This window comes from Ferrovum myxofaciens (assembly GCF_013181415.1).
GTDB classification, from domain to species: domain Bacteria; phylum Pseudomonadota; class Gammaproteobacteria; order Burkholderiales; family Ferrovaceae; genus Ferrovum; species Ferrovum myxofaciens.
Genome location: NZ_CP053676.1, coordinates 2,171,942 through 2,196,759, shown reverse-complemented (window position 1 = coordinate 2,196,759; position 24,818 = coordinate 2,171,942). Strand labels below are relative to the sequence as shown.

28 protein-coding genes and 2 pseudogenes are annotated in these 24,818 nt (G+C 52.9%); 10 read left to right on the top strand and 20 right to left on the bottom strand.

Translation table 11 applies throughout. The features are described from left to right. Positions 1-46 precede the first annotated feature (46 nt). Positions 47-436 carry a nucleotidyltransferase family protein gene (locus HO274_RS10845; protein ID WP_031598816.1) on the top strand — a complete coding sequence of 130 codons (390 nt, stop codon included), beginning with the start codon at positions 47-49 and terminating at the stop codon, positions 434-436. Beyond that, positions 426-878, top strand: a complete 453-nt coding sequence (locus tag HO274_RS10840) for a HEPN domain-containing protein (RefSeq protein WP_273119587.1) — start codon at positions 426-428, stop codon at positions 876-878. Before HO274_RS10845 ends, HO274_RS10840 begins: the two co-directional genes overlap by 11 nt. Positions 879-913: 35 nt before the next feature. On the opposite strand, the pseudogene HO274_RS10835 reads toward HO274_RS10840, so the two are convergent. Continuing rightward, a pseudogene (locus HO274_RS10835) lies at positions 914-1,027 on the bottom strand (DUF4372 domain-containing protein); the annotation flags it as partial. A gap of 245 nt (positions 1,028-1,272) precedes the next feature. Here HO274_RS10835 and HO274_RS10830 point away from each other — a divergent pair. Together HO274_RS10830 and HO274_RS10825 are read left to right on the top strand one after the other, a co-directional pair. After that, on the top strand, positions 1,273-2,067 hold the full coding sequence (locus HO274_RS10830; protein ID WP_273119585.1) for a nucleotidyl transferase AbiEii/AbiGii toxin family protein: 795 nt from the start codon (positions 1,273-1,275) through the stop codon (positions 2,065-2,067). A gap of 2 nt (positions 2,068-2,069) precedes the next feature. After that, on the top strand, positions 2,070-2,564 hold the full coding sequence (locus HO274_RS10825) for a hypothetical protein (protein WP_273119582.1): 495 nt from the start codon (positions 2,070-2,072) through the stop codon (positions 2,562-2,564). Positions 2,565-2,765: 201 nt separating this feature from the next. On the opposite strand, the gene HO274_RS13595 is transcribed toward HO274_RS10825, so the two are convergent. From HO274_RS13595 to istA, 6 genes are all read right to left on the bottom strand, one after another. Further along, on the bottom strand, positions 2,766-3,095 hold the full coding sequence (locus tag HO274_RS13595; protein ID WP_420537363.1) for a hypothetical protein: 330 nt from the start codon (positions 3,093-3,095) through the stop codon (positions 2,766-2,768). A gap of 207 nt (positions 3,096-3,302) precedes the next feature. Further along, positions 3,303-4,829 (bottom strand): transposase, encoded by a 1,527-nt coding sequence (locus HO274_RS10815; protein ID WP_273119579.1) that lies wholly within the window; start codon positions 4,827-4,829, stop codon positions 3,303-3,305. Beyond that, complete coding sequence (gene tnpA, locus HO274_RS10810) at positions 4,826-5,233, bottom strand: IS200/IS605 family transposase (RefSeq protein ID WP_273119576.1); 408 nt, start codon at positions 5,231-5,233, stop codon at positions 4,826-4,828. The genes HO274_RS10815 and tnpA overlap by 4 nt, the downstream gene beginning before the upstream one ends. Before the next feature lie 220 nt (positions 5,234-5,453). Beyond that, positions 5,454-5,783 carry a hypothetical protein gene (locus HO274_RS10805; RefSeq protein WP_197456570.1) on the bottom strand — a complete coding sequence of 110 codons (330 nt, stop codon included), beginning with the start codon at positions 5,781-5,783 and terminating at the stop codon, positions 5,454-5,456. 92 nt (positions 5,784-5,875) lie between these two features. After that, positions 5,876-6,649, bottom strand: coding sequence for an IS21-like element helper ATPase IstB (gene istB, locus HO274_RS10800; protein WP_062188636.1), 774 nt, complete (start codon positions 6,647-6,649; stop codon positions 5,876-5,878). Between the two features lie 11 nt (positions 6,650-6,660). After that, on the bottom strand, positions 6,661-8,184 hold the full coding sequence (gene istA, locus HO274_RS10795) for an IS21 family transposase (protein ID WP_273119571.1): 1,524 nt from the start codon (positions 8,182-8,184) through the stop codon (positions 6,661-6,663). A 379-nt stretch (positions 8,185-8,563) separates the two neighbouring features. Between istA and HO274_RS10790 the strand changes: the two genes are divergently transcribed. The 3 genes from HO274_RS10790 (at position 8,564) to HO274_RS10780 (ending at position 10,522) form a co-directional block, all read left to right on the top strand. Beyond that, the gene (locus HO274_RS10790; RefSeq protein ID WP_273119568.1) at positions 8,564-8,824 is read left to right on the top strand and encodes a helix-turn-helix transcriptional regulator; all 261 of its coding nucleotides are present in this window, start codon (positions 8,564-8,566) and stop codon (positions 8,822-8,824) included. Beyond that, entirely contained in the window at positions 8,814-10,109 is a 1,296-nt protein-coding gene (locus HO274_RS10785) for a type II toxin-antitoxin system HipA family toxin (RefSeq protein ID WP_273119565.1), read from the top strand. The genes HO274_RS10790 and HO274_RS10785 overlap by 11 nt, the downstream gene beginning before the upstream one ends. Before the next feature lie 218 nt (positions 10,110-10,327). Then, complete coding sequence (locus tag HO274_RS10780; protein WP_273119563.1) at positions 10,328-10,522, top strand: hypothetical protein; 195 nt, start codon at positions 10,328-10,330, stop codon at positions 10,520-10,522. A 118-nt stretch (positions 10,523-10,640) separates the two neighbouring features. Here HO274_RS10780 and HO274_RS10775 read toward each other — a convergent pair whose 3' ends face one another. The 5 genes from HO274_RS10775 to HO274_RS10755 all read right to left on the bottom strand — a co-directional run bounded on the left by HO274_RS10775 (position 10,641) and on the right by HO274_RS10755 (position 13,989). After that, complete coding sequence (locus HO274_RS10775) at positions 10,641-11,060, bottom strand: type II toxin-antitoxin system HicB family antitoxin (RefSeq protein WP_273119560.1); 420 nt, start codon at positions 11,058-11,060, stop codon at positions 10,641-10,643. A gap of 13 nt (positions 11,061-11,073) precedes the next feature. Next, entirely contained in the window at positions 11,074-11,250 is a 177-nt protein-coding gene (locus tag HO274_RS10770) for a type II toxin-antitoxin system HicA family toxin (protein WP_273119555.1), read from the bottom strand. A 180-nt stretch (positions 11,251-11,430) separates the two neighbouring features. Beyond that, positions 11,431-12,681 (bottom strand): type II toxin-antitoxin system HipA family toxin, encoded by a 1,251-nt coding sequence (locus HO274_RS10765; protein ID WP_273119552.1) that lies wholly within the window; start codon positions 12,679-12,681, stop codon positions 11,431-11,433. Next, a complete protein-coding gene (locus HO274_RS10760) occupies positions 12,671-13,003 on the bottom strand; it encodes a helix-turn-helix domain-containing protein (protein WP_273119550.1) in 333 nt (110 codons plus the stop codon). Before HO274_RS10760 ends, HO274_RS10765 begins: the two co-directional genes overlap by 11 nt. Before the next feature lie 278 nt (positions 13,004-13,281). Continuing rightward, the gene (locus HO274_RS10755) at positions 13,282-13,989 is read right to left on the bottom strand and encodes a hypothetical protein (RefSeq protein WP_273119548.1); all 708 of its coding nucleotides are present in this window, start codon (positions 13,987-13,989) and stop codon (positions 13,282-13,284) included. Between the two features lie 338 nt (positions 13,990-14,327). Here HO274_RS10755 and HO274_RS10750 point away from each other — a divergent pair, with 338 nt between their 5' ends. Beyond that, positions 14,328-14,552 (top strand): addiction module protein, encoded by a 225-nt coding sequence (locus HO274_RS10750; protein ID WP_273119547.1) that lies wholly within the window; start codon positions 14,328-14,330, stop codon positions 14,550-14,552. Continuing rightward, positions 14,549-14,842 carry a type II toxin-antitoxin system RelE/ParE family toxin gene (locus tag HO274_RS10745; protein WP_273119544.1) on the top strand — a complete coding sequence of 98 codons (294 nt, stop codon included), beginning with the start codon at positions 14,549-14,551 and terminating at the stop codon, positions 14,840-14,842. The genes HO274_RS10750 and HO274_RS10745 overlap by 4 nt, the downstream gene beginning before the upstream one ends. Positions 14,843-14,874: 32 nt before the next feature. Here HO274_RS10745 and tnpC read toward each other — a convergent pair. The 4 genes and pseudogenes from tnpC to HO274_RS10725 all read right to left on the bottom strand — a co-directional run. Then, positions 14,875-16,023 (bottom strand): annotated as a pseudogene (gene tnpC, locus HO274_RS10740) (IS66 family transposase); the annotation flags it as partial. Between the two features lie 51 nt (positions 16,024-16,074). Further along, positions 16,075-18,972 (bottom strand): ankyrin repeat domain-containing protein, encoded by a 2,898-nt coding sequence (locus tag HO274_RS10735; protein ID WP_273119542.1) that lies wholly within the window; start codon positions 18,970-18,972, stop codon positions 16,075-16,077. 75 nt (positions 18,973-19,047) lie between these two features. Beyond that, the gene (locus HO274_RS10730; RefSeq protein WP_273119540.1) at positions 19,048-19,470 is read right to left on the bottom strand and encodes a type II toxin-antitoxin system VapC family toxin; all 423 of its coding nucleotides are present in this window, start codon (positions 19,468-19,470) and stop codon (positions 19,048-19,050) included. Continuing rightward, a complete protein-coding gene (locus HO274_RS10725; protein WP_273119537.1) occupies positions 19,461-19,733 on the bottom strand; it encodes a type II toxin-antitoxin system Phd/YefM family antitoxin in 273 nt (90 codons plus the stop codon). Before HO274_RS10725 ends, HO274_RS10730 begins: the two co-directional genes overlap by 10 nt. A 313-nt stretch (positions 19,734-20,046) precedes the next feature. Here HO274_RS10725 and HO274_RS10720 point away from each other — a divergent pair, with 313 nt between their 5' ends. Continuing rightward, positions 20,047-20,262 carry a hypothetical protein gene (locus tag HO274_RS10720; RefSeq protein WP_273119534.1) on the top strand — a complete coding sequence of 72 codons (216 nt, stop codon included), beginning with the start codon at positions 20,047-20,049 and terminating at the stop codon, positions 20,260-20,262. 149 nt (positions 20,263-20,411) lie between these two features. Here HO274_RS10720 and HO274_RS10715 read toward each other — a convergent pair whose 3' ends face one another. The 4 genes from HO274_RS10715 to HO274_RS10700 all read right to left on the bottom strand — a co-directional run bounded on the left by HO274_RS10715 (position 20,412) and on the right by HO274_RS10700 (position 24,718). Next, on the bottom strand, positions 20,412-21,023 hold the full coding sequence (locus tag HO274_RS10715; RefSeq protein WP_273119531.1) for a hypothetical protein: 612 nt from the start codon (positions 21,021-21,023) through the stop codon (positions 20,412-20,414). Positions 21,024-21,137: 114 nt separating this feature from the next. Then, a complete protein-coding gene (locus HO274_RS10710) occupies positions 21,138-22,205 on the bottom strand; it encodes an IS1595 family transposase (protein WP_273119528.1) in 1,068 nt (355 codons plus the stop codon). 23 nt (positions 22,206-22,228) lie between these two features. After that, positions 22,229-23,413, bottom strand: a complete 1,185-nt coding sequence (locus HO274_RS10705; RefSeq protein ID WP_273119526.1) for a Fic family protein — start codon at positions 23,411-23,413, stop codon at positions 22,229-22,231. Positions 23,414-23,899: 486 nt separating this feature from the next. After that, positions 23,900-24,718: a 2OG-Fe(II) oxygenase gene (locus tag HO274_RS10700; RefSeq protein ID WP_273119523.1), complete on the bottom strand. Its 819-nt coding sequence runs from the start codon at positions 24,716-24,718 to the stop codon at positions 23,900-23,902. Between the last annotated feature and the right edge of the window lie 100 nt (positions 24,719-24,818).

Genomic DNA, 24,818 nt, shown 5'->3' with positions numbered 1-24,818 from the left:
ATAGAAAATTACCTCGCCTGAAGGCTGGGGTTTCGTGGGGATTCTGATGAATACAGTTGAACTGAACGCTCCCACCTTGATTCGGAAACGCATTGAAGCAAATCGAATTGCTCAATCCACCGGTCGGTTTGACTTTGCGAAGAATGTCGCCGCACCTGCCTTGGCAAAGGCGTTCAACGCAAAAAGGGTATGGCTTTTTGGGTCGACTGCAAGAAACGATGCGACTTCTGATTCCGATATTGACCTTCTGGTTGAGGGGGGGGCTGGACTGACCGCGAAAGCAAGGTTGTCACTTGCGTATGATGTCGTATGCAGTCTTGATGGTCCATGCGGTTGTGATGTCATCATCCTGACTGAAAACGAGATTGCGGAAAAAGCACCGATCTCGTTTATCAGGTCTGTCCTGTCCGAAAGGAAATTGATCTATGGCGAATAATTCCAGGCTTTCGAGCGCAGCGGCGTGGTTTGCTTATGCGGTGGAAGACATCAAGGCCGCAAAAATTTTGATGGATGCAGGCCAGTATCCGATTGCCTGTTTCCATGCGCAACAAGCCGCTGAAAAAGCGTTCAAGGGCTTGTTATCTGCGACAAACGATGTCGAGAAAGGACATTCTGTTTCTCGTCTGGCAAAAACGATCCACGAGCTTCAGTATGACGCGAATGAACCCTTGCCTCCCGTAGGAAAACTAGACAGATTTTATATCGCAACGCGATACCCTGATGCATTGCCAGGGTCTTCCGCAATGGATGTATTCGACATCGAGGATGCCTCAGATGCCATCAGAGTAGCCGAGCAAACCGTCCTGCTGTTGGCGAAATGGGGAAGTGAAGCGGGCATCGACATCCCTGTGGAGGCAATGGCGGCTCTTCAGAAATAAAAGGAAATCACCGGTCATCTTCACCAGAATACGCAGCAAGTCATGGTGCGAACGCCACGGTTGCCGCCATACCGATTGACATATCGGTCGAAGGTTGTCCACGGCAGAAAATCCATTATTTGGGCGAAAAGCGTCTTGCCAGCGTTCATGGCATCCTCCGGGGAAAACCCCAGAATTTTGCCCGAATCGGGACCGGTCCAAATTCAAATCGACACCACCCATTATCGCTCGCAATCCCGCGTCAATCGTGGCTTGCAGCGTTTCGGGTCGTCAATTAACCGGACACTAGTGAATTAATTTCTATAATTACCCCTGCCAGAATTTCGTGTTGCAGTTTGTAGATAGTCTGGATAGAATGACATATATCAAACAAAGACTTGCTTGGGGCTAGAATATGCCAGAAGAAATGCAAAAAGCAGATCTTTACCGGTTGCAGGAAGTTGTGCTGGACCGACTTCAATCGATGAATGACGCTCAGATGTCAGTTGCCAAACTGTGCGGCGGAACCGCACTTTCCCGCTGCTGGCTTGAGCATCGAGTGTCTTATGATCTTGATTTTTTTCTGCCGGAAGGATTCAATGCTCGGAGAATGGCGGAGTCCATGAAGAGGTCCGGCCTTGATTTCAAAACAAATGGCCTGATCGACGACCCGAAGCGCGCTAACCAACTTCACGGGTATGTTGCCCACCAGGGTGCGTATCTCAAAGTTTCCTTTGTCGAAGACGCGTATTTTGATTTGTATCCGGTGGTCGAGAAGGTTTTTGGCGTTAGGGGTACAGTACGAACCGAAGGTATTCCTGGACTGTATCACCGAAAACTAAGAACGGTTGCGGGGCAAGGGTCAGAAGGCGATTCATTCGAAGGAGGACGCCAGAAAGCGCGAGACGTTTTTGACCTCTATGTGCTATCCAAGAAGTACCTGCCGCTCTCGGAATTCATGGAATCCTTGCCCTATGCTTTTCCCACCATGGCGTTCGATAACGGTTTGGTTTCAATGCCGTGGTTTGATCTCATAGACGAACTTTCTGAAATCGTTTGTGATGAAAAGTGGTCCGCTGCCAAGGATGTTGCGTTTTTGCAGCAGGATTTATACAAACAGATCGGTGCCGTTGCCGTCGAAGACGAACCAAGCGTCTTTGAGCCTGACGGCGAAATATCCCGCGCAAAGAAAAAAGGATTTTCATTGTGATCGTGAAAGAATGGGCAATCGTCAGTAAGAAGGTTTACTGGGACCGAGATGTTCCGCTGGATCGCTGGTGTGAGAAGATTTCTGCCGGGCATCGATCCTACCTGCCGGACGCCGTATCCACCATGAAGCCTGCCGAATTCATTCGGTTTTATGGTCGGGAAAACTTTGTGCAGGACTGGCCGGCAATTCGGGCAAAACTTCCGGGCGAATCACTCCAATACGCACCTATGTTCGATTTGGCATGGAGCCAGGCTGCTGGGGGCGGGTTTAACCTGCGACCTGCTGAGGATTTTTACTCCATTCCAGAAAAGCGCAGAGCCTTCTTGACCGAAGTGGCGCGGCATCCAGGAGTCAGCATCTATGCCGCGTCCAAGGCTTTAGGACTTCAATACCGCCGATCCCACGACCACGCCACCCGATTGATGGCGGAAGGCAGGATCAGGGCGGTTGAGGCGGTTAGGAATGGACGCCGGGCTTTGATGCTGTATCCTCGGTGATGACTGAAGGTTTGGGAATTGGTGCGGAGCCTTCCGCCCCTACCTTGTTTCTTGTGACCCTGCACCGTTTCTTTTCTTTCTGAACACACTTCCCTCTGCGCAGGATGGTCTGCTTGAATACGGGAAGGAAGACTTGGGTATTTTCGGACAGGGCAAAGGCGCAATAGGGCACCACCCGGGTTGCATCATCGATGAAGGCGATCAAGTAGGTCTTGCGCCGTAGTCCTTTTCCGACCAGTACGGTGGGGCCGTGCATGACATCACTCTCCACATTTGACCGGCGTGAGCATAGGCGAAGCGGCGGCGATCCAGATCCGTGGGGGCCTCTCGGTCTTTGTGCATCAGACCGGCGCGACTGAATAGACGGTGGACCGTGGAGCGCGGCAAATCGAGTTCTGCAGGTACGGTGCCCTGCTCCTGTGCGGTCTTGATGATCAGGGGAATGGTATAAGCGTGTTGGGCCTTGTCGTTCAGGCGAGCCTGAATCCCTTTGCTGCCCGGCGATTCCCCGATTACCCAAAAATTGGTCACGATAAAAGGAAATCACCGGTCATCTTCACCAGAATACGCACCGTGCTACCCCCATGTCGATGCTGACAAAATCACCCTGCGGAATCGGTTGCTCGACTTCTCTCAACGATCTGGACTCATCCCCGCCAGCAGTGGGACGTTTTCAACCCAACTTGCGATGATGCTATTATTAATGTAACTTAACATCATATCTAAACCTCCCCATGCCTAAAGGCAGGGGGTTCTAAGGGCGAATCCACCGGGGTCTCCTGGCTCTCGCGTCGCCGCTACAGCATCCAGGCCATGACCGATGGCAAACCCTCTATCACAAACGACCTGCTCTAACGGTGTTGCCACCGTGATTTTGCCCGAAGGCTCGATCTTCGCAGGTTCGGAACGCAGCCACCCCGTTTGCAGCAGCACAGGTTTCTGAGCCGCCCACATCGTTTCGATATGGGATGGGTGGTGCGTGTTGCTTATTACGCAGCGTGCGAGGAATGCGGAATACACATCCCGTTGCACGACTCCCGACCCGTCACCCAGCACATGCCACCGCTGACTGAGCGGCTTCTTTGTGAAAACTCCGGTGGTGTGGTCGTACTGCGACATTTTCAGCGACCAGGTGTGCAAATCAATCAACTTGCCGCCAGCACTTTCAGCCTTGCGACGCAATTGTTCGACGAACATTCCGGGTGCTCTGACTTTCACGCTCTTGCCATAATTTTTTTGGAAGGCGAGGTAAGACAGGGTTTCGGACTGGATGACATTTCCCAGTCCGAGAATCTGGTTGGCAAGCTCACCATGGGCGCGTTTGCGCTCAGCCGCCAGCTTGCGTTCTACTTCCGCATATTCGGTGCGGATTGCCGTGTAACGTTTCGATGGTGTGAACTTCTGGCCTTTTTTCCACGTCCCGTTAGCGTTAAAACAGAGCGGGTTCGTGGCACGTTTAGACCTGTCCATGGCACGTTGCAAGCGGCGGGTTTCTTTCCATGGCTGAACCACGGTGTCGCAGAATTTCACCAGCGATGCGGAGTTGTCGCCGACCACAGCAACCGTGCTCGGACCGATGTCCAGACCAACGATTTCGCCACAAGCCTGCTCGTGCTTTGCCGGGGCGATGCCTTCCTGCATGAGTTGCACAAACCAGCGGCGTGAGCCGGAAACAACGCGCCACAGCACGCGGCAATACTTTGTTTTATTGGTGAGCGCTTGGTGCAAATACGGGTCTTGTGTTTTGGAGGGTAGCAAGGCCGGTAGCGTGAGGTCGCCAAACTCGATACAGCCCGTTTCAGGCTTCCAGATGATGTTGGCCGCATTGGTGGTTGCCTCAAGCGAATGCAGGGGGCGGGAAGCACCTTTAAAACGTGGGCGACCGCGTTTACCAAAGGCGTATTGCTGCACGGCTGCGAACACCTGCTCCGCGATGCGCTGGGTTACGTTAGAACCAAGCCGGTCTTTCCATCCCGCTTCATTTTTGCAGGTACGGGCAAAGGTGATGATGGCCGCAGGCGTGAACCCTGCTTCTTTCGAGAGACGCTGAAACTCGCTGCCGCGTAATTTCTTGTCGGCGATGGTGCGGGTGTGCTGCCAGTCTTTCGACTGTTTCAGCAAACCATGGCGGCGAAGTGCTTCGCCTAAAGTGGCGTTGTACAAACGCCTACCCGCCTCCATGCGCCCGATCAGTATCCGGTCTTCACCGGGTTTCACAACCAGGGGAATGCTGAGAACAAAGGTGGGCGTGGCGGTGCGTTTCATTTGTGCTTTTGCTGCTCGATATATTGTTTAACCACTTCAAGCGGTGCGCCGCCAATCGTCGATACAAAGTAACTATTCGTCCACAAGGTCGGGAGGCGGGACTTTACCCACTTAAACTCTTCACGTATCAATTTGGATGACCTGCCCTTCATCAACTTAATCAGCCGGTGTATTCCGAACTGGGGGTCAACCTCTACCAGTAAATGTACATGATCCGGCATAACCTCAAGTTCCAATATTTCACATTTATACTCAGTAGCAACGTCTTGTATAATTTCTTTCAGACGAACGTCAACGCCCTTCACTAAAACCGAACGCCGATACTTCGGACACCATATAACATGGTACTTGCAAGAGTAAACTACGTTCAGGTTGCTCTTGTATTTTATAGTGTAATCGTTCATGTACTAATTATACAGATGCTAGATATATAATGCAAGACAAATCTAAGTCAAAACCAACTTCCCGCTTTCCTCCCCATGGCTAAAGCGAGGGGATTCTCGCGGAGATGGGTTGATGAAAGCGAGGACTATTGCGTATTCTGGTGAAGATGACCGGTGATTCTGGTTATCGTGACCGATGGTTAGGTCATGGGGTTACGCGCTTATATTGTACTGTGATCGGTCACGATGACTCGATATTTTCCTCCTTTTTCATGTTTTTCCCCCTGGCTTTTTGTCCGTTACTGCGTAACGGTCTTTCGCCTGCCTCCAGATATACATCCAATTCATCGCTACTTATCCCAGATAGGATCTTTTTCTCTTCTGCCACTACCAGTCGCTCAACCAATTCTCGCTTCGTTACGCAGTAACGGGACGCCAATCGCTGGACCGCCAGACTGGCTCCGGTCGATACCCACAGGTTTATACGGCGTTCACCATTCTCTCCCGCCTCACACCGACGCTTGCGGTAGGCGGCTTGCCTTTCTGCTGCAGTTGTCACATCCTTCTTCATTCTATTTCCCCTTCGTTACGCAGTCACAGAGACCGACTGACTTATTTCCGCTCAATTTTTCCGGGAGTTTCAATGGGCCGAATCCGGCAAATTTATTCACCAGGGTCCGTGCCGGACACCTCACTCTGAGCCTCCTTTGTTTTTCCTCTCCGTAAGGATTCTCCGGTCAGCGTGAAACGGTGATGCCGTTGCATAACCCGATCCAGCAGGGCGTCAGCAATGGTGGCATCCCCGATCCACGCATGCCAGTGTTCGATGGGTAATTGGCTGGTGAGAATGGTGGCACGGGTAGCCGAACGGTCATCAATGATTTCCAGCAAATCCGAACGAGTGGCACTGTCAATGGCTCCCATTCCCCAATCGTCCAATACCAGTACATCTGTTTTGGCAAGTTGCATCAACCACTTCACAAAGGTGCCGCTGCCATGCATGACACGCAGTTCTTCCTGCAGGCGTGGGACCCTCAGATAAGTGGCAGAGAATCCACGCCGACAAGCATACTGGGCCAGCGCACAAGCCAACCAGGATTTACCTGACCCGGTGGCCCCGGTGATCAAAATGCTATGACCGGAACTCACCCAATCTCCCAGAGCCAGGCTCATGACCACACTGCGGTCAATCCCCCGACTGGGACGGACATTGATATCCTCGATGGCGGCCTGCGGATACTTGAGATGGGCTTGTTTGAGCAAGCGGACCAGCCTGCGGTCAGTCCGGTAGTGGACCTCCCGGTCAATCAGCAGTGCCAAGCGCTCTTCAAAGCTCATGCCGGCCATGCCCGACTGGGTCAGTTGTTCCTCAAGGCCGGTGGCCAATCCATTCAGTTTCAAGGTGCGCAATTGCGCCAGTGTAGTCTGCATCATCATGATCTTGTGTCCTATTGGTAGTAAGCCGGGCCCCGCACATGGGGGTGATCCGGGCTGATCCATTCGGTTGCGGGGGAGTGAGCGATCTGGTCGCGGTTATTGACCAGAATGTCGCGGACATGGCGGTATTTGCAGGTACCGATCTGAAGAGCCAGAACACAGGCGGCTTCCAGTCGTAATTTGCCATAGCGTTTGGCCAGAGACAGTAACCCCAGGCAGGCCCGATAACCGTGTTCTGGATGCTTGTGCTCCTCGATCAGGCGGGTCACTGTGACCCCGGTGGCCGGGCCAATGCTCTCACCCCAGTGAATCAGACGCTGGGGTGTCCATTCCCTATGGGCCCGGTGGGCCGCGGGCATATGCTCGGCGAGGGTGGTGAATCCACCGCGTTGATCGGAGCGAGCATGACTGGCCACCCGTTGCCCACGATGCAGGATCTCGACGACGCAGGCGGTGATCCGGGCTTCCAGCTCCTGACCAATCAGGGCATGGGGCACACTGTACCGATGACCATTCACCTCGATGTGATAGTCGATATGGACCTTGGCGCTCTTGAAGTGGGCGATTTCATAGCGTTGAACCGGCAGGGGTTGCAATGCCGGTGCATCCAGCGCTGCAAAAGTACTGGCACGGCTGCCGGGCAGTTTCTGAAACGGTTTGTGATTGAGCCGTTCCAGCAACGGGGTGATTTCCTCATCCACCTCGTTAACCGTGGTAAACCGGTGATGACGCAGACGAGCCATGATCCAACGCTCAACCACCTGCACCGCAGACTCGACTTTGGCTTTATCCTGGGGGGAGTAGGTCCGGGCAGGAAGTACCGAGGTACCGTAGTGGCGGGCAAAATCCAGTACCGTGTCGTTACTGCGGGGCTCATAGCGGTCCGGATTGGCAATCAATGCCTTGGGGTTATCCGGGACGATGAGTTGGGTGACCCCACCATAGAATTCCAGTGCCCGGATCGTTCCATTTATCCAGTCCTCCGTCGTCTCGCGGGGCGTGGCACAGGCGAAGGTATAGCCGGATGCCCCCAGGGCCGCCACGAAGATATGGGCACGATCTCCTCCCACCAAGGGGATAGTTGGACCGGCAAAGTCAATGAACAACTTCTCCCCCGCGCGGTGAACCTGGCGCATGGAGCGCTTGAGAGTTCGGGCAAAACGCTGGTAGCAATCACAGAATTGAGAATAACTGTAGGTCTGGCTGTCCGCATATTCAGCCTGGTATTCTTCCCACAGCAACATCAGGGTCATGCCCTTGCGGCGCAATTCCTGATGAATACGGCCAAAGTTCGGCTGAACATGTCGGCGGGTCCGATGTGAAGAACCAACCAACTTCTGTTGCAAACTGGTTTCATCCAGCGTTTGTATGGTGGCCCAATCCAGACCTGCCGCCGTGGTCAGCCCAACATACTTGGCGACTACCCCCTTGGAGATCTTGAGAGCCATCGCAATTTGCTCATGACTGAGCCCAGCATCGAGTTTTAATCGAAGAACATCCTTGATTTTACGCATAGCAATCCTTGGTGTGGGCATGCTGGCTCCAAAAACTGATCAGCATACCCGTTCAGCGGGTCCATGCGTAACACCATTACCCCGTCGTATGACGCCATTCTGGCATCGTGACCGAAGATTCTGGAAACCCGCCAAAATCGGTCACGATAAATCAGAACAGGCGGTCACGATAAATCAGAATGACCGGTCACGATGCCGGAATGAGCGGTCACGTTGGGCCAGAATACCCAGGTCATAGATGGACCATCGTTGATGCGTTCCTGCTGGATCGCATCAACGATGATGAGGATACCGAAGGCATAGTACACCTAATAATATGGGATATTCCCGATCGGGAAATATGGCTTGCACCATGACGAATTCCGGGGGATAATTTCCCGAACGGTAAACAAAATTCATCATGACAACCATTCGATCACCTCATCAACTCGGCGATGCACTTCGTGCCGCCCGCAAGCAACTTGCTTTGACGCAGCCTCAACTGGCTCTGGCGGCGGGGGTTGGTGTGCGCTTCATTGTCGATCTTGAGGCAGGAAAACCTACCCTGCGACTCGAAAATGTTCTGCGGGTCATTGATGCGTTGGGCGGAGAAATCATAATTAGCGGATTGCCCTCCGGAGTTGCCGAAGATCAACGCTCGGGCAACGACTATGGCGCATGAACTGGAAGTCTGGTTATTTGCCGACCGTGCAGGCACCCTGACGCTCGTCGCGGGACGGCTGGCTTTTTGCTACGACCCTAATTGGTTGTCTCGGCCTCAAGTTGTAGCATTATCCGTCTCGTTGCCTTTGCAAGCGGAGCCGTTCGACGATCACAAAACTCGCCCATTCTTTGCCGGTCTCCTGCCAGAGGGACAGATGCGTCGTCTGATTGCGCAGCAGTTCCAGGTATCAAACCAGAACGACTTTGCGCTGCTGGACCACATCGGCGGAGAATGTGCCGGGGCGGTGACATTCTTGGAGCCAGGGCAGGCCTTACCTGCATCAACCCAGTGCGAGGATATTCAATGGCTGAGCGATGAAGAAGTCATTGCCATCCTGGATGAATTGCCTCGTCGCCCCATGCTGGCAGGCAAAGATGGACTGCGGCTTTCCCTGGCTGGCGCCCAAGACAAACTACCGGTGGTTTTTGATGGTGCCCGCATTGGCCTGCCTCACAATGGCACGCCCAGTTCCCACATTTTGAAGCCACCCATCCATGCCGTTGAAGACAGTGTGGCCAATGAGGGTTTCTGCTTGGCGCTGGCCGATACCTTGCAACTCAAACCCGCCAAGGCCAAGGTTCACTCCATTGGAACGCGATCATTCTTGCTGGTTGAGCGCTACGATCGGAGTCTGGATAAAGTAGGGCACCGACTGCGCATTCATCAAGAGGATTTTTGCCAGGCATTGGGTGTCGTGCCTGAAATGAAATACCAAAACGAAGGTGGACCGGATCTGGCGCAATGCTTCGATCTGGTCCGCCGTGTCTCCCGCCCCAGCGCACCACAGGTGCTGCGCTTGCTCGATTATGTGATATTCAACGCACTGACCGGCAATCATGACGCGCACGCCAAGAATTTCTCTCTGCTGTATTTAATCAAGGGGCCTGTCCTGGCCCCGTTCTACGACACGTTCTCCACTGCGGTGTATCCGATGCTGACGCCCAAGATGGCGATGAAAATCGGCAGCAAATACAAGTTCAGCGAGACCCAGGCACGGCACTGGGATCAGCTTGCTGAAGGCGCTGGACTGGCCAAGGCACTGACCAAAAAACGCATTCTGGAATTGGCAAAGTCGCTGCCGCCAACCGCACGCAAGATCCAATCCGACCCTGGGCATGGCTTTTCTGGAAATGCCGTGGTTGAGCGAATCATTGCTTTGATTGAACAACGCTGTGCCTTGACGATTCGTCGACTCACCGATCCTGCTGTTGACAACGAAGATGACACCGAGCCATCCTCTTAGACATACGCCCCTCCCCAACCGCCTTGGGTTTTGCTAGGTGATGTCTCCCGCACTAAATCGCGATCCACCGGCTATTTTCCTCGCAATACGCAAGGTCTCAGGCAGTCGCTTGCGTGGCAAGCCTCGGTCGTCACCCGGTTTCAGAAAATTTTCTCCAAAAAACTTTACACCCTGTAGGATTTATGGTGCAATGACAACACTGGATCAGGAGAAGTCTCATGTTAGATATTCATAACGAACGCATCACCCAACCAGCGTATCACTTGAGCCATCCCTATCGCCATGCCTTGCGCCGTCCCATGCACCCCAAAACCCTGAAACACTTTCTGGAAGACCGGGGACACCTTGCTTCCTTATGTTTTTTCTTCACCCTTGGTTGCATCTACTGGTTAAAAATCATGCATACCCAGTGACGAATCCGCGCGACGCGGATGCGCTGGCCTAACTGAGCAGCACGCCCGGAAACATGCAGTGGAATGGTGAAGTTGCTCATGATTTTTGGCTTACATACACTTAACGACCATGACAGTGTCAGGCAATCTGCACGTGAACGTGTTTGCCGAGCACGTTGGCAGCAGCCTCGATCTGGTCGAGTTTTGAAGCGTGACGCAAGTCGAACAAGCGATCAACTTGCGGCATATGCCATCCCAAGCGACGGGCGAGTTCCGCCTTCTTGATTCCCTGATCGGTCATCGCTTGGTAAACGCCCAACTTGGCACATTCCAGCGCCGATGGTCGCACGGTCTTTTGTCCAGCCGCCGGCTGACTGGCGACGGGTAGCGATTTGCGAGCATCGACATAAAACGACAAGCCCGTTTCCAGCGCATCGATTGCGTTCAGCAGGGCTTCATCCTCATCGGCACCGAAGGTGATGGCTTCGGGCACATCGGCAAACGTAACCAGCATGGTGCCGTCATCGGGGGTCAAGGTCACAGGGTAGTCGAACATCATTTTCTCCTTTACTTCACAAACCAAGCTGTCGTTTGATCGCGGCTTCCAGCCCTTTACCAAGTTCGGCGGTACCGTGCATGGGGAGGGAAGACTGCTTGCCGTTCAGAAACACCTTCAGGTGCGAGCCTTTACCGGGCTGGAAAGTCGCGCCCTGTTGCTCTAGCCATTTCTTCATCTGCTTGGAGTTCATGTGTGAAGCCTAACAGAAGTGTTGTGTTTGTCAAGTGGAATACGACACTTCTATTATTTTTCGCGGTTCCTGATTATGTCTCTATCTCAGTGCGCACCAATCAGTTTCTTTCCAGAACAAGGAGTTGCACACATGAGCGCCACGGCAAGTCTTGGCACCATCGCTGCCAAGTTGCGCGCATCAACTTTCAAAAAAGAAGCACTCAGGCAAGATGGCCGGAGCGACGTAGTCTGCGTCTTGGGCAGACACGCCACATGCGAAGAAACTCTCGCGCCACTGGCGCGCGACTGCCACGATCTGGTGGATTTCCCTGCGGGCCTCTTTGGCTGACAACCCGAAACGACCTGACTGCGATAGCAGATTGTAGACACTGGCCGTGCGGCCGTAGTTGCCCACGGTCAGTGCCAAGTCGCGTCGCTCCAGGCTAACCACAGGTGCGGGCACCAGGTCGTAGGCGGGCGATAGGCGCCATCCCTTTGGCCGGCGCAGCAACGCGTGGTTTCGCGGGTGATCATCGTTGTTGGTCACTGCGGCGTTGAAGACCATGCGCCGGAACAGTTCAGCGCAATCGGCTTCGGGCTTGTCAGACCAGCGACGCAGGTTGTCGGCCAGCAGCGGATAGGACCAGCGTTCACGGTTCAGATAGTTGTCGTCGCAGTCGAGCACCGTGAGTCCACTGACCAGTCCAAAGCGCAGATAGCCCTTGTCCGTGTGTTCACGATCGAAGCGCTGCAGCATCAACACATCGCTGTCGCCGACCGACTGCAGGCGTGCCTGCGTGACGTTCAGGCCGCAGCGGCGTGCGAGGTCGAGAGTGGCGTACTCGATGCGCTGCAAGTTGCAGCGATCATCTTTGGCGGGAAACTTGCCCAGCCACAGACACTGCGCGTCCTCGATGGTGGCCTTGGGACGAGCGCCGCCCATGCTGGTGCCGGGATCGAGTTGCTCCAGCAGATGCGCGGGCACCGGCTTTCCGTCTTCGATGGCTTGAGCTGCGGCAATCAATTCGGCAATCTGGTGGGTGCGGTTGTACGGGCGCTTGGGGGCGGGTGATTCGACCTTGAGGCCAAAGCTCAAATAGCCAGCGCCATCCTGTGGGCCATGCAGCAGGTAGTCGATTTCATGTAAATCGCCGGCAGCGCATTCGAGCTTGTACTCGATGACCCGCCGTCCCCAAGCGTCTGGGCTCGCATCGCGCAGCGCACCGGGAATACCCTTGAGTTGGGTGAACTCATGGACGGTTTTATCCAGCGGCAGGCGGTACGGGTCGAGTGCAACCGCTTCGGCACGCTGGAGATAACGATCGCCATAGCGAAAGCGGCCAATCTGCGTACCGTCGGGTAAGGTCTGCACTTTCAGCAGCGCCGCCGGCACTGTATCCAGGGTGCCGGGGAGTTGGACGTAGACGTAGGCTTCGCGTTCAGAAGTCATAGTCGTTGCTGGTCTTGCGTGGCTTGCCCACGCGGGTGGGACGACGCGAGGCTTCGAGCGCCTTGCCGTGAACATCGGTGTCGGGGTCGGCCACGGCGTCCAGAGTTTTTTCCAGACCGAGCGCCCACAGCACGGTGAAGCAGACGCCAATGGCTGTACCGGGCTTGCCGAGTTCCAGGGCCGTTAGGGTGTTGCGGTTGACCCCTGCCTTGCTGGCGAGGTCCACAACCGACCAGCCGCGACGAATCCGCGCGATGCGGATGCGCTGACCTAGCTGGACAACCCGCTCGGAGACATGCAGCGGAATGGCGAAGTTGCTCATGATTTTGGGCCTACCTAAACTTAACGCCCATCATAATAGGCAAATTATGATGATACCGCAAGCCCAGAAAAGCGTACTTGCTCAAAATAACCGGTGAGCGCGGCCGTCATAAAGTTCACCCCCCCCTTTCTCGACTGGCATCACATCCAAATTCTCACCCAGAAGAGAATTATAAGAATTCTTGTTGCAACGTTTCTTAAAAATATGTGTATTTCCCATCATCAATTCATCGGGATGACGGAATGAAGCAGACTTCACGAGGGAAAGCAGACGAAGGTTTATTTGGGCAGTTCACAATCAATCACACAAATTTGGATGCGATGGATATCTTCCTCAGGAAGCGTTTGTCGTAATCGTTTCTCCAGTTCCGCGGCACTGTGTATTTTCTTTCCATCGGAAGGCGGCTTCATTCTCTTTCCGCCAAACCAGAACACCAAGTAAATAGCGTACCCATCCGCGCCTGGATCGCGGGCATATTTGGGAATGAGTTGTTCATGGATGGCGCGCCAGAGATCGTCATGCGTATCCTTTTTGATTTCTATGGGAATATTGAACTTCTGGCTCCCTGCGTACAAAACCTTGATGTCGGCACGTTTGCTATCCGCATAATTCCCCTCAGGCTCCGCATCGATTCCAAGCTTGGCTGGTCTGCCTTTCAAGTCAGATAGCAGGACATCACGGCAGTCATTTTCCGGCCTGGGGCGAACCAGCTTCTTATTGCTTTCATCGTAACTCCAATATTGCCGGTAATCGTTGGTGTTATCGTCACGGACTCTTTTGGCGATATCGCACAAATGATCGAACGTCAGCGCTGCGAGATCGGCGGGACTGGCTGGCTGGAGGCTAGCCAAGGTTCGGTCGACTTCTTCTGCACTTAAATGGCGAAATGTAGCCTTGCGCCGCGCAATACGCTGGTCATGCAATGCAACGCGAAAATCGTTACGCCAGTGTGAAGAGGGCAACACGGCAAACTTGCAGAAAGCCATGCTTGTCGTGCAATGTAGTCCTCGCTGGTGTTCCCCGACGCGAATCGAAGTTGCACCGGCAATAGGCCCGCGAGGAGGTTGATCCTCGCGGGCCTTCCCTTATTGTTTTTATGACGATACGGAAAAGTTTACCGATACCGACACGATCCGTCCAATGACCACTCAGGTCTGCCACTCCCCCCGCTCGCATTCCTTCACCACCCCCTACACCTACTTCTTTACGGTGGCGTATTACGAGAAAAAATGGCCGGTGGATCGCGATTCAGTGCGGGAGACAACACTATCACTCGGCATCAAACTCGCGGTACAATTTCAATTGTTTTTACGGAGGTATAGCCATGGGAAATCAACTCGAATTGCTCGAAGCCGAAGCCCTGAAACTTACTGCCGGTGAACGCGCAGCTTTCGCCCAGTTATTGCTCGCCAGTCTCGACGAAGACACCGAGATTGAGGAAGCGTGGGCCATCGAAACCGAGCGCAGAATTACCGACATCGAAAGCGGGGCGGTACAGCTCATTCCGATTGCTGACGCTCTGGTACAGGTCCGTGCAGCACTGAAGTGAAGCTCGTCGTTACTCCACCGGCGCTCGCCGAGCCGCACGACGCGGCAGCATTCTATACGCTGAAGGCGAATGTCGAGTTTGGTCTCGCATTTGTGGCCGAGTTTGAAGGAACGGCCAATCTGGTTCTGGACAGCCCTCAGCTTGGTGCTGTTTTTCATGGCACTCGTCGGCGATATATCCTCCGTCGATTCCCATATAGCATCATTTATCAGGTCACCGCAGAGGAGCTTCGAATTCTCGCCGTGGCACACCACAGGCGGCGTCCTGGCTACTGGGCGCAACGGAAATAGTACGCCAGTCAGTAAGCGATAACTGAGCGGCGTTATTTCCAATTCCCGCTGATGCCAGCATACTCCCCCCAGATCAAATTCTGGGGGGTTACGGGGGGTGATTCTGAGTGAGAGGGTAGAAGATCAGAACGCAGCGGATTGGCGGCGAAATGCTGTTTCCACAGCCTGGGGGTCAATTGCGCTACCTCGCTGGCCAGGTGCTGTCCTACCCGTTGCAGGACATCCACCAGATAGTCATAGGGGTCGATATCGTGCAAGCGGCAGGTCACGATCAGGGATCGTGCCACCCCTGCCAGTTCTGCCCCCACTTCGGTCCAGCAGAAATTCCAATTCTTTTTCCCCATGGGAATCACCCGCAGGGCACGTTCCAGATGATTGGTATCCGGGGGTACCTCCGGATCGTTCAGAAATACTCGCAAAGCCACTTCCCGCTCGCGGGCATAGAACAACGCCTTGGTCAGGGGACTGCTGGGCAGGAACCCCTGCTTGCGAAACATCTCATCTACCCAGATGAAGAAGGCATCCACTACCGGTTTGGTGTGGGTCAAACGATGCTTCTGCTTGGCCTCCCCAGTCAGCGCTGCGGTACGGATATCCTCTTCCACGGCATAGATCTGGCCGATCAACCGCAGCGCATGTTGCGCTTCAGTGGGTTCTGCCTGGCGCGCCTCGTGAAACTTGCGTCTGGTATGGACCCAACACTGCGCATGGGTGAGCCCCATGGAGCGTGCATAACTGGCATAAGCCTCATACCCATCGGTTAGCAGCACCCTGTCGCTGGGAGGGGGGATGATCAAGGCGAAGGGCTTGACTGACCCGTTTGTGACTGCGGTCAGGGTAGAACAGGAAGCAGATTTCATCCTGATCTCCATACATCGGCCAGAAGTACCCCGTCTTCATGGTTCCGGCATCAGTGCGCCCCGTCTTGATCTGGGTGAGCCAAGGGCGGCTGACGGTAATACCACTGTTGAGCAGACGCTGATGCTGACGATACAGTGGCTGATGGTACAGGAACTTGTTCACGATCAACCCTGCCAGGAAACTCACATCAGCCCGACTACCGTCGAGGACCCCCTGAGGGGCTGGGACACAGGAGAGGGTTTCCGTTTCCTTGACCTTGATGATGGGGCGCACATATTTGATGATCACATAACTACCGGGATCTGGGCCAGGCGGTGGGAGGAGTATCAGGAAACCGGCTTACACACGACCGCCGCCCATCGGAACCCTTACTAATCCCGCGCGACACCGAGGGCGGTTGTTGCTTTTCTGCGCCGCTCAATTTCCCGTTCTGCCGCAACAGGAATGTTGGGGGGCGGCATGTTTGCCTGTTCACAATATTCCCCGACCGGATCCCATTGAGCAAGATAGTCAACTAATTGAAAACGGGAAAACTCATTGATCAATGGTAGATTCAAGGCTGCAAAAACGGGTTGCCAGTCCTTTTTTCCAGAGCCGCCACGCACCAACATCTGCGGATTGAACTGGTACCAGCCTTGTTTGATGCGTTTGAATAGTGCGCGATTGTAGGCATAGACACGATTCAACTCGTTGCGCGACAACAGGGCGGAAATATGTGCCCGCTTATTTCGTTCCGGATATACCACGTTGGCGGGCAAATGTTCCCAGGCCTTGAGAACAGCCTGGGTTTCAAAAGCGGCGTAGGGGCTTCGCTCCAAATAGGCAAAACGCGATTTAAACAGTACCCACAGCGTCTGAAATAAAAAATACTCGGACATATGGCCATCGATTCGCACCAGACGACCCCCTGTATTTACATCGAGATGCGGGGGTGCCAAAAGTTCATAGAGGGCTGAAAATGAACCTCGAGCATATTTTTGATCGTTAAAAGCGACTCTCATCGCGTGGTGTAAGGCACTGTATCCATATTGATCGGTATTTTCACGGTCTGCGCCCCGATCCAGCAAAGCTTCCACCAGGGCCACATTCCCTGCTGCGGCAGCAGCCATCAACGGCGTCTGATTCATGGCCAGACGGTGCTCGATCCCGTATAGATCGCACTGACGTAAAACGTCCTTGAAATGATGTGAAAAATAATTTGCGTAACTTTTTTGTACCAACGTAGAGCATTTTTGTTTGAGAAAAGATTTGGCAGCATCGAATTTTGCCTCTCGTACCAACCATTCGGCGAGGATCGGTTCGTCGTGAAAGATGGCGTATTCCAACAGGTGATGTTTCGACTTGCTGCCTGGTGCCTGTTCACGAAACACTTTGATCAGTGAGGCTTCCAGCCATGCCTCATCAAATACTGGCCAAGGGGGCATCGTTTGTTTAAGCAGGGTACTGCGTATGGCTTCTGCCTGTTCCAGTTTCCCTTGAAGTTCAAGTTTATGTGCTTCTTTCTGCCAATCCTGTTGACTGGATTTTTGCGCATCCACCCTGACTTGCCCGCCAATTGCGAGATCAAGCAGATCGAGTAACGGATGATTGACATCAGATTCAATCACATACAAGTTCCGGGTTGCACGTGTCAGTGCCACATAAAGGGCGTTGACAAAAAACTTGTAGACCTCTAGCGACTTATCACCTTTATCTTTTGCGCGACGATAATCAAGTGATTCCATCGTCAGGTCGGTTTTATTCACCCCGGCAACGATTTCGATAAATTCGGCCCGGTGATCCGAAATAAAACGGAACAAGATGATATTTTCGTATTCCAGGCCTTTGGCTTCGTGAATCGAAAACAGCAGCGGCGTAGAAAAATACCTGCGTGCTTCAACCTTGTCTTCGTCACGCATAACCAACACCGCAAACTGGGTGGAATACCGGACTTTCTGATCCAGGTCCCGTTTGATTGTGTCGTTATCAGACAACAACACCACCTGACCAGACTCCACGCCAACGGCTTGCACCAGAAAGTTGCTCTCCTTGTCTATGGAGCCGAAGCGTTTCTGCTTGATTTTGAGTAGTTGATTCGCGATACGAGTCGCTTGCAAACCATTCCGAAAATTGGAACTCAGTACTTGCAACGTCTGCTTCTCAGCAAGATCCTGGTCGTGCCAGAACAGGCTCTTTACCTGCCCCCAAGAGAAGAAATTAGGATGCACGATCTGGTTTGAGTCACCACACAGAAGAAAATGCCCTGGTTTTTTCAGGGTTTTGAGCACCAGAGACAACTGGATGATGGTGAGGTCCTGCACTTCATCGATCACCACGAAGTCATAGCGTGGTGCTGCCAGGGCCATCCAATCCTGTGCGATGATGTTGAGGTCATAGAGTTTGGCTTCAGTGAGCCAGACACGATACCTCTCGAATAAATCGTACAGGAGATCACGCTGATTATCGGCAAAAATAGACTGCCGCACCCCAAGCGCCTGATACGCTTCCCGCCCCAGAATACCCCCAGTCCTGGCAGTCAGCACACCCCGTATTTCTTCGAAGGCCTGGTGGGCATCAATGCCCTTGAATGCTTGGCGTATACGAACAAACCAACTTGAGAAATCCCGCCAGGTGGCTTCGCGCCCCCCAGGAACATGAAGTGATTCGATAAATTCACGATATGAAAGAAACAGTGCTTCTTGCCCTGCACGATTGAATCCATTGGCATAATACAGATCACGGGCACTTTGCGCCAAATAAGCAGAATGGGTGACAAAAAGCACCTCACCCTCGGCATGCTTGAGTTTTTCAAGCGTTAGCGCGGTTTTTCCACTGCCGGCACTGCCGACGATGATCAACGGTGGTTGCTGACGATAGATGGCTTCCTGGGTGTCGTCGAAGGACAAGGGCTTGTCGAGCAGGTGTATCGCCGTGTGTTGAGGATGCAGGTATCGCACTGCCTGCGCTTCCTGGATGGCCTCGGCGACATCGGCATCCATAACCTTCGTCTCGTCAACCGTTGCACCACGTAGAAAACGTGACTTGTCATAGTTGTGATTAAGAATCACTTCCAACATCAAAGCGCAGACTTCATCGTTATGGCGTACCAGGGAAAACAACAGTCGATCCGCGTCGTCGAGTTTCGCCCGGTAAAATTTTCCGTGACTGGCACTGGTCAGTTTTTTGACTTGTGCCGCACGGAAGTCGTCGCGCGCAATGGCTTCCGTCAGTTTCTGATAGGCGGCCTTGACGCGTGAGGTATCGAGACCAATGTACTCAAGTATTTTCATCTACAATTCTTCGTTGATTTGCTTGATACGCCACTATTTCCCTCGGTGTCAGAGAATCTGTCGCCTCAACCATCTCTAAGCCACAAACCAGTTCTGCACCAGCAGTTCATCATAATTTGTAAAATCATTCACATTGCGCGTAACCAGCACAAGTTTACAGGTTGCGGCGATAGCTGCAATTTCGCCATCCATAATCGGGATGGTCACGCCCTGTTTTGCAAGCCTTTCTCGCTCCTGAGCGAGCCATAGCCCTGCATTTTTTTCGTAAGGCAAGATAATTAAACCGCTTTGCTCAAGCGACTTGAGGTATGTAAGCAGGCCTTGTTTACGTCTTGAGTCTGCCATGCGTGCCACGCCGTAATTCAATTCATGCCAGACCGTCACAGCCGTGCAGTATTGCCCGTTATACTGCCCAAGCCTATCCAGTACATGCAGGTCAGGCTGTGGCTTGGTGGGTTCAGACAGGATATTCGTGTCAAGCAAGTACTTCATTCCCATGAAAATTCCCGTGCAACTGCGCGGTCTCGCCAACTATCGACCTCCGCATCGGTAAGATCCAGAGCCGATTGTTTTTCCCGCCACTCCATAATGGCTTGAAAAACGCCTGTTCCTGAATTGAAGTGTTGTTGATAACGTTCTGCAGAAATTATTACCGCTACCAGTTTACCATGACGTGAAATGCGTATGTCATCACCGGCCTCTGCTGCATGGATGAGTTTAGGTAAATGATTTTTTGCTTGAGCAATTGTACTGATGAGCAATTGTACTGATGTCCATTTTTACCCTCCTTCTAATTACCTGTAGCCATATCATAGCCATAAAGCAAATCATGTGCAAACGCGCGCTATCGAACCAGGAAAATGCCGACAAATAATTACCCCTGCCAGAATTTCGTGTTGCAGTTTATAGAATGACTATATCAAACAAAGACTTGCTTGGGGCTAGAACATGCCAGAAGAGATGAGAAGTGGTCCGCTGCTGCTTTCCTCAGCCTGTCGATCTCGAAGTAAATCCTTGGTTGCAGCAATCTAACGACAGCATATAATGGCATTGTATAATTCATGGAGAAATCACATGCAATACGCTGATATCATTGCAAGGGAAGCCGACTCGCTTCCCCTGGAAAAACAGGCAGAGGTGCTCGATTTTATCGAGTTCCTCAAGGTGAAGCAAAGCAGATTGGGCGTAGACTCCTCCATGACGGTCAAGGAAATCGAAGCGTTTTTCCGCAGTTTTAATGTGGATACGAGCGGCTACAAGTTTGACCGCGAAGAAGCCAATGCCCGCTAAGGCGTTCATCGATACGAACGTTGTTATTTACGCACTGGGGCCAAATTCTGCGAAGGCTGCACTGGCCGCTTCTCTGTTTATACATCACCCCGCTATCTCGACCCAGGTGCTTTCCGAAACGGCGAATGTAGCACTAAACCTCCCCATGTCTAAAGACAGGGGGTTCTAAGGGCGAACCCGCCGGGGTCTCCTGGCTCTCGTCTTGCGACTACAGCATCCAGGCCATGACCAGCGGCAAACCCTCTATCACAAACGACCTGCTCTAACGGTGTTGCCACCGTGATTTTGCCCGAAGGCTCGATCTTCGCAGGTTCGGAACGCAGCCACCCCGTTTGCAGCAGCACAGGTTTCTGAGCCGCCCACATCGTTTCGATATGGGATGGGTGGTGCGTGTTGCTCATAACGCAGCGTGCGAGGAATGCGGAATAAACATCCCGTTGCACTACTCCCGACCCGTCACCCAGCACATGCCACCGCTGACTGAGCGGCTTCTTTGTGAAAACTCCGGTGGTGTGGTCGTACTGCGACATTTTCAGCGACCAGGTGTGCAAATCAATCAACTTGCCGCCAGCACTTTCAGCCTTGCGACGCAATTGTTCGACGAACATTCCGGGTGCTCTGACTTTCACGCTCTTGCCATAATTCTTCTGGAAGGCGAGGTAAGACAGGGTTTCGGACTGGATGACATTTCCCAGTCCGAGAATCTGGTTTGCAAGCTCGCCGTGGGCGCGTTTGCGCTCAGCCGCCAGCTTGCGCTCCACTTCCGCATACTCAGTGCGGATTGCTGTATAGCGTTTGCTTGGTGCGAACTTCTGGCCTTTTTTCCATGTGCCGTTCGCGTTAAAACAAGTGGGGTATTCAGCTTAGTGCTGTGCCTAGCTTCTCCATGGGTGCGAAGGCACAGAAATATCCAGCGAAGCTGGCGCTTTATGGCGAAGCTTGGCTGACACCGCGAACTCATGCGCCACAACTTTTGGCTTGGGATTAGCTACAAGCTCACGGAAGGACATAGGATGCATGGAAATGCACTGTTCGATCAACCTGTAGAAGAGCATGCCCCGATGCGTGGACTTGCGGCGGTTGAACCGAAACGCGAATTCGTCGAGATAGGCCTGCAGGTGTTCCTCCTCGAAGGATCCTTGGTGCGTGCCCATCAGCCAGCGCTTAACCAGCGCGGCGACGCGGTGTACACCCGGCAAGACCTCGTTGGCATCTTTGCCGGAGCCTTTGACGGACGTTCCATGGTGGAGGTATTCGTCTTTGGTTGCGCCTGGGTAGGATGTCAGCCCGTCGGTGTAGATGGTCGAGCCCGGTTTGATATGCTTCTGAATAAACGTCTTGAGCGCTTCGGTTTCGGCGTTGGGGATGATTTGCAACCGGCAACGCCCGAAACCCTTGGGGGAAAGAAACTCCACGGCGATGGCGACCAGCACCTTGCCTCCGGCACCGCGCCCGCGCTTGCCGTGCCTGACGCCACCAAAGACAGTCTCATCCACTTCGACATGTCCGGACAGCATGTCGTGCCCCGCATGGCTGATCGCGCACCGGAAACGGTGCAGCATCGCCCAAGCGGTAGGGTAGGAGCCGAAACCAAGGATCCGATGCAGTGTCATGGCGGAAACGCCATTCTTGGCGAAGGTAAAATGCCAGGCAGCGGCAAACCAGACGGTAAGCGGCGTTCTGGTGCGGTGAAAGATTGTCCCCGCCGTGCCGGATATACGGGTAGAGCATCCCTTGCACCACCACCGACCGCATTTCATGCGCCACGCCGTGGAGCCTCCACAATCCGGGCAAACAAAGCCGTGTGGCCAGCGAATCCAATCGAGATAGTCGAGGCAGGCGGCATCATCTGGGAACCACGCCTTAAATTCTGCGTAGTTGCGTGGGTAGTCGACCCCGGCGCGGGGCGCGACGGATCGAACTTGCGGAGTTTTTGATTCCATTGCATAATTCTAACATCACAGCACTAAGCTGAATACCCAACTTCTGCAAAGGTCACTTCGCCAGCAGGGTAAAGATCGGGAAGCAAGGAGCCTAATGATTTCATGGGAAATCCTGCCCGAACCAGCCCTTTTGGGCTGTCTGATACCAGAAAACCCTCTCGGACCAGAGATCCGAGAATGTCTCTGGCGGAGCGTTCCGACAATCCCGTAATCGGTCCCGCCCTCATTCGTTCGAAAACCCCGGATTTTAGCGCGTGGACATAGAGATCCACTGCCCCAACCGGAAGGTCGGTTCTGACCCTGTGGAAATACCCTCGCGCCCTGGCTTCAAGATTTTCCAATGAGAACATGTGCCCCATGAACTCCGACTGGTCACGCGCGACCTCAAGTTCATATTTGATGAGATTGCACAACATTTTTTCAGACAGGTTTCCCCGCCCGTCAAGATCTCCCTGGCGCGGACTGTCTGCCATCTCCAGAAACGATTTGTACTGCTTTGAGGTTTTTGCCAGCCCTCTGGACAGGGACCAGAGTCCGTGTCGATTGATCCCGCAAGCGTTCAGCATGGAATCCAGCAGGATGCGCGCCACCCTCCCGTTCCCATCTTCAAACGGGTGTATCCAGACAAAGCGGTGATGCGCTGCCATGGTTGATATGATGGCCTCGAGACGATATATGCCTCCCTTGGTTGAACGGGTCAATTGCTGGCCGTAGACACTATCAAATCGCGACAAAAAATCATTCAGACCAACAAAGGATGGGGCAACATGATTTCCAACAGCCACATCAATCAGCCTGATTTCGCCAGGAGCAACATTTCCAGCATCCGATTCGGGTAAGTGCTGGTAAAAGATTTTGTGAACATTTTTGGCGAATCGGAAAATTCCGCCATCGAAGATTTCCGCAATATGGGATCTTGCCCATTGCCCGGCTTGAATGTGCGCAAAAGCAAGTCCGCGCAGACGGGTGTTGTCTGGTTGATCGACTTTTCCGAGCAGTGCGCGCTCGATGTCCAGCGACTTGGTGTTGGTCCCCTCGATCTTGTTGCTGTAGTAACAGTTCATACCGGAAACCAGGCGCCCTAACTCAGTGGCGGTTTCTTTGGCCACCAAACCCTCCAAGCGCGATGACGACTCAACCAGGTCGGATGCCATCCCAACCAGTTCAAGAAAGTTATTGCTGGAACGACTGATAATCAATGGTTCCATTTGGTGCGCGCTTGAGTACATTTCGTGCCACGTTATTGTGCCGATATTTACGCCGATAAAATACAAGTGATTTCAATGCACTATTTCAGTGTATCACAAAGAATTTGCCGATATTTAAATTCATGGCAAACCAGTTATTGGAATGGTTCAGACGCCATTTTTTTGGATACTGGCCAAACGACATGCGTTATACCAGACGGCAAAGGAAAAGACGCCTCGACGCTGGACTGGCCAGACACGAAACTGGGCACCGATAGGGGAAGTACAATAAACCCTGATCGCAAAAACCAAAAGGCTGCCTGATCATGGTGACCGGTTTGACGACTTGTCCGCGGGCCGTGGGGGTCGCACGCGACGAACGCGAACGGCGGTGGGCAAGTCAGGTCATTTCCTCCACATTATTTGCAGGGGGATGCTCTATAAAAACTCGGAAAGTGAAGCGACATCTTCCCTGACACCGGGGGGAGTAGATGCAGAGAATTCTGGTTACTTCCTTGTTTTTTCAGCCATCATCCCGAACCTCCAAGAAAGCCCTGAAGCAACCCTGGCACCAAACAGCAACGTTCGTTGTGCCTGTAGTCTCAGCCAAGAAGAGGAGTCATTGGCAGCACTTTGTGATCGCCAGTAGGTTACCCCATCACCACTGAATTGCTCAGCATCACTCGCTGTATAATAATAAATTGCAACCGACTGTCGATTCTTGCTAGATACTGGCGTTGTGAATCCATGCATGGAATCATTGTCGGTCTGAAACAGAACACAAGTGCCTAGTGTTGGGAGAACGGTTTTTTCTATTCGATCTTGATTCTTGTGCCATAATTCCAGCATTCCGCCGTTTTCTTCAGTCCAGTCCGAGTTCAGGTAGAAAAGCAAATTTAGTCGGCGAAAAAGAGGCAACCCTTTGACGACATGAAAATCCGTATGTGGCGTAAGTGTTCCACCAGGCCCAGTTGAATGCAATCCACCTCCAAACAAGTGGGGATCAGGCAGAATCTGAGGAATACCTGTTACTTTCGAAAGCCAGTTAAGAAACGGTCCCGAGTTCAGTTCGTATATTAAGGTTCTTAACGGGTCTGGTATTATGCTGATATCATTACAAACCTGCTTCAGGTGCTGGTGTTCATGACTAACATTTTCCCACCCTGACCAACTCGACTCTGGAAATGCTTTCAGAAGAGGAATCAGCGAATCCTTTTCAACAAGCTCATCTATCACCATGTGACGGAATGGGTGTGCTTTCTGAAATGAGTCCTGAAGACGATCAACATTGGCGTCTAAAATATCCTTGGCAATCCATTGAAACATGGTTTATCCTCTTGCAATGTTGTAGACTTATGCGGTGAAAAAGTTTTTAATAGGGCTGGTTTTTCATGTTCTCTGTTCCAGAATGCATACTACATTGAGA

What these genes read in the sequence shown, in the direction of transcription:
- HO274_RS10845 (WP_031598816.1), top strand. Translation starts at nt 47, where the DNA reads ATGAATACAGTTGAACTGAACGCTCCCACCTTGATTCGGAAACGCATT.
- HO274_RS10840 (WP_273119587.1), top strand. Translation starts at nt 426, where the DNA reads ATGGCGAATAATTCCAGGCTTTCGAGCGCAGCGGCGTGGTTTGCTTAT.
- HO274_RS10830 (WP_273119585.1), top strand. Translation starts at nt 1,273, where the DNA reads ATGCCAGAAGAAATGCAAAAAGCAGATCTTTACCGGTTGCAGGAAGTT.
- HO274_RS10815 (WP_273119579.1), bottom strand. Translation starts at nt 4,829, where the DNA reads ATGAAACGCACCGCCACGCCCACCTTTGTTCTCAGCATTCCCCTGGTT.
- tnpA (WP_273119576.1), bottom strand. Translation starts at nt 5,233, where the DNA reads ATGAACGATTACACTATAAAATACAAGAGCAACCTGAACGTAGTTTAC.
- HO274_RS10805 (WP_197456570.1), bottom strand. Translation starts at nt 5,783, where the DNA reads ATGAAGAAGGATGTGACAACTGCAGCAGAAAGGCAAGCCGCCTACCGC.
- istB (WP_062188636.1), bottom strand. Translation starts at nt 6,649, where the DNA reads ATGATGATGCAGACTACACTGGCGCAATTGCGCACCTTGAAACTGAAT.
- istA (WP_273119571.1), bottom strand. Translation starts at nt 8,184, where the DNA reads ATGCCCACACCAAGGATTGCTATGCGTAAAATCAAGGATGTTCTTCGA.
- HO274_RS10790 (WP_273119568.1), top strand. Translation starts at nt 8,564, where the DNA reads ATGACAACCATTCGATCACCTCATCAACTCGGCGATGCACTTCGTGCC.
- HO274_RS10785 (WP_273119565.1), top strand. Translation starts at nt 8,814, where the DNA reads ATGGCGCATGAACTGGAAGTCTGGTTATTTGCCGACCGTGCAGGCACC.
- HO274_RS10780 (WP_273119563.1), top strand. Translation starts at nt 10,328, where the DNA reads ATGTTAGATATTCATAACGAACGCATCACCCAACCAGCGTATCACTTG.
- HO274_RS10775 (WP_273119560.1), bottom strand. Translation starts at nt 11,060, where the DNA reads ATGATGTTCGACTACCCTGTGACCTTGACCCCCGATGACGGCACCATG.
- HO274_RS10770 (WP_273119555.1), bottom strand. Translation starts at nt 11,250, where the DNA reads ATGAACTCCAAGCAGATGAAGAAATGGCTAGAGCAACAGGGCGCGACT.
- HO274_RS10765 (WP_273119552.1), bottom strand. Translation starts at nt 12,681, where the DNA reads ATGACTTCTGAACGCGAAGCCTACGTCTACGTCCAACTCCCCGGCACC.
- HO274_RS10760 (WP_273119550.1), bottom strand. Translation starts at nt 13,003, where the DNA reads ATGAGCAACTTCGCCATTCCGCTGCATGTCTCCGAGCGGGTTGTCCAG.
- HO274_RS10755 (WP_273119548.1), bottom strand. Translation starts at nt 13,989, where the DNA reads ATGGCTTTCTGCAAGTTTGCCGTGTTGCCCTCTTCACACTGGCGTAAC.
- HO274_RS10750 (WP_273119547.1), top strand. Translation starts at nt 14,328, where the DNA reads ATGGGAAATCAACTCGAATTGCTCGAAGCCGAAGCCCTGAAACTTACT.
- HO274_RS10735 (WP_273119542.1), bottom strand. Translation starts at nt 18,972, where the DNA reads ATGAAAATACTTGAGTACATTGGTCTCGATACCTCACGCGTCAAGGCC.
- HO274_RS10730 (WP_273119540.1), bottom strand. Translation starts at nt 19,470, where the DNA reads ATGGGAATGAAGTACTTGCTTGACACGAATATCCTGTCTGAACCCACC.
- HO274_RS10720 (WP_273119534.1), top strand. Translation starts at nt 20,047, where the DNA reads ATGCAATACGCTGATATCATTGCAAGGGAAGCCGACTCGCTTCCCCTG.
- HO274_RS10710 (WP_273119528.1), bottom strand. Translation starts at nt 22,205, where the DNA reads ATGGAATCAAAAACTCCGCAAGTTCGATCCGTCGCGCCCCGCGCCGGG.
- HO274_RS10705 (WP_273119526.1), bottom strand. Translation starts at nt 23,413, where the DNA reads ATGGAACCATTGATTATCAGTCGTTCCAGCAATAACTTTCTTGAACTG.
- HO274_RS10700 (WP_273119523.1), bottom strand. Translation starts at nt 24,718, where the DNA reads ATGTTTCAATGGATTGCCAAGGATATTTTAGACGCCAATGTTGATCGT.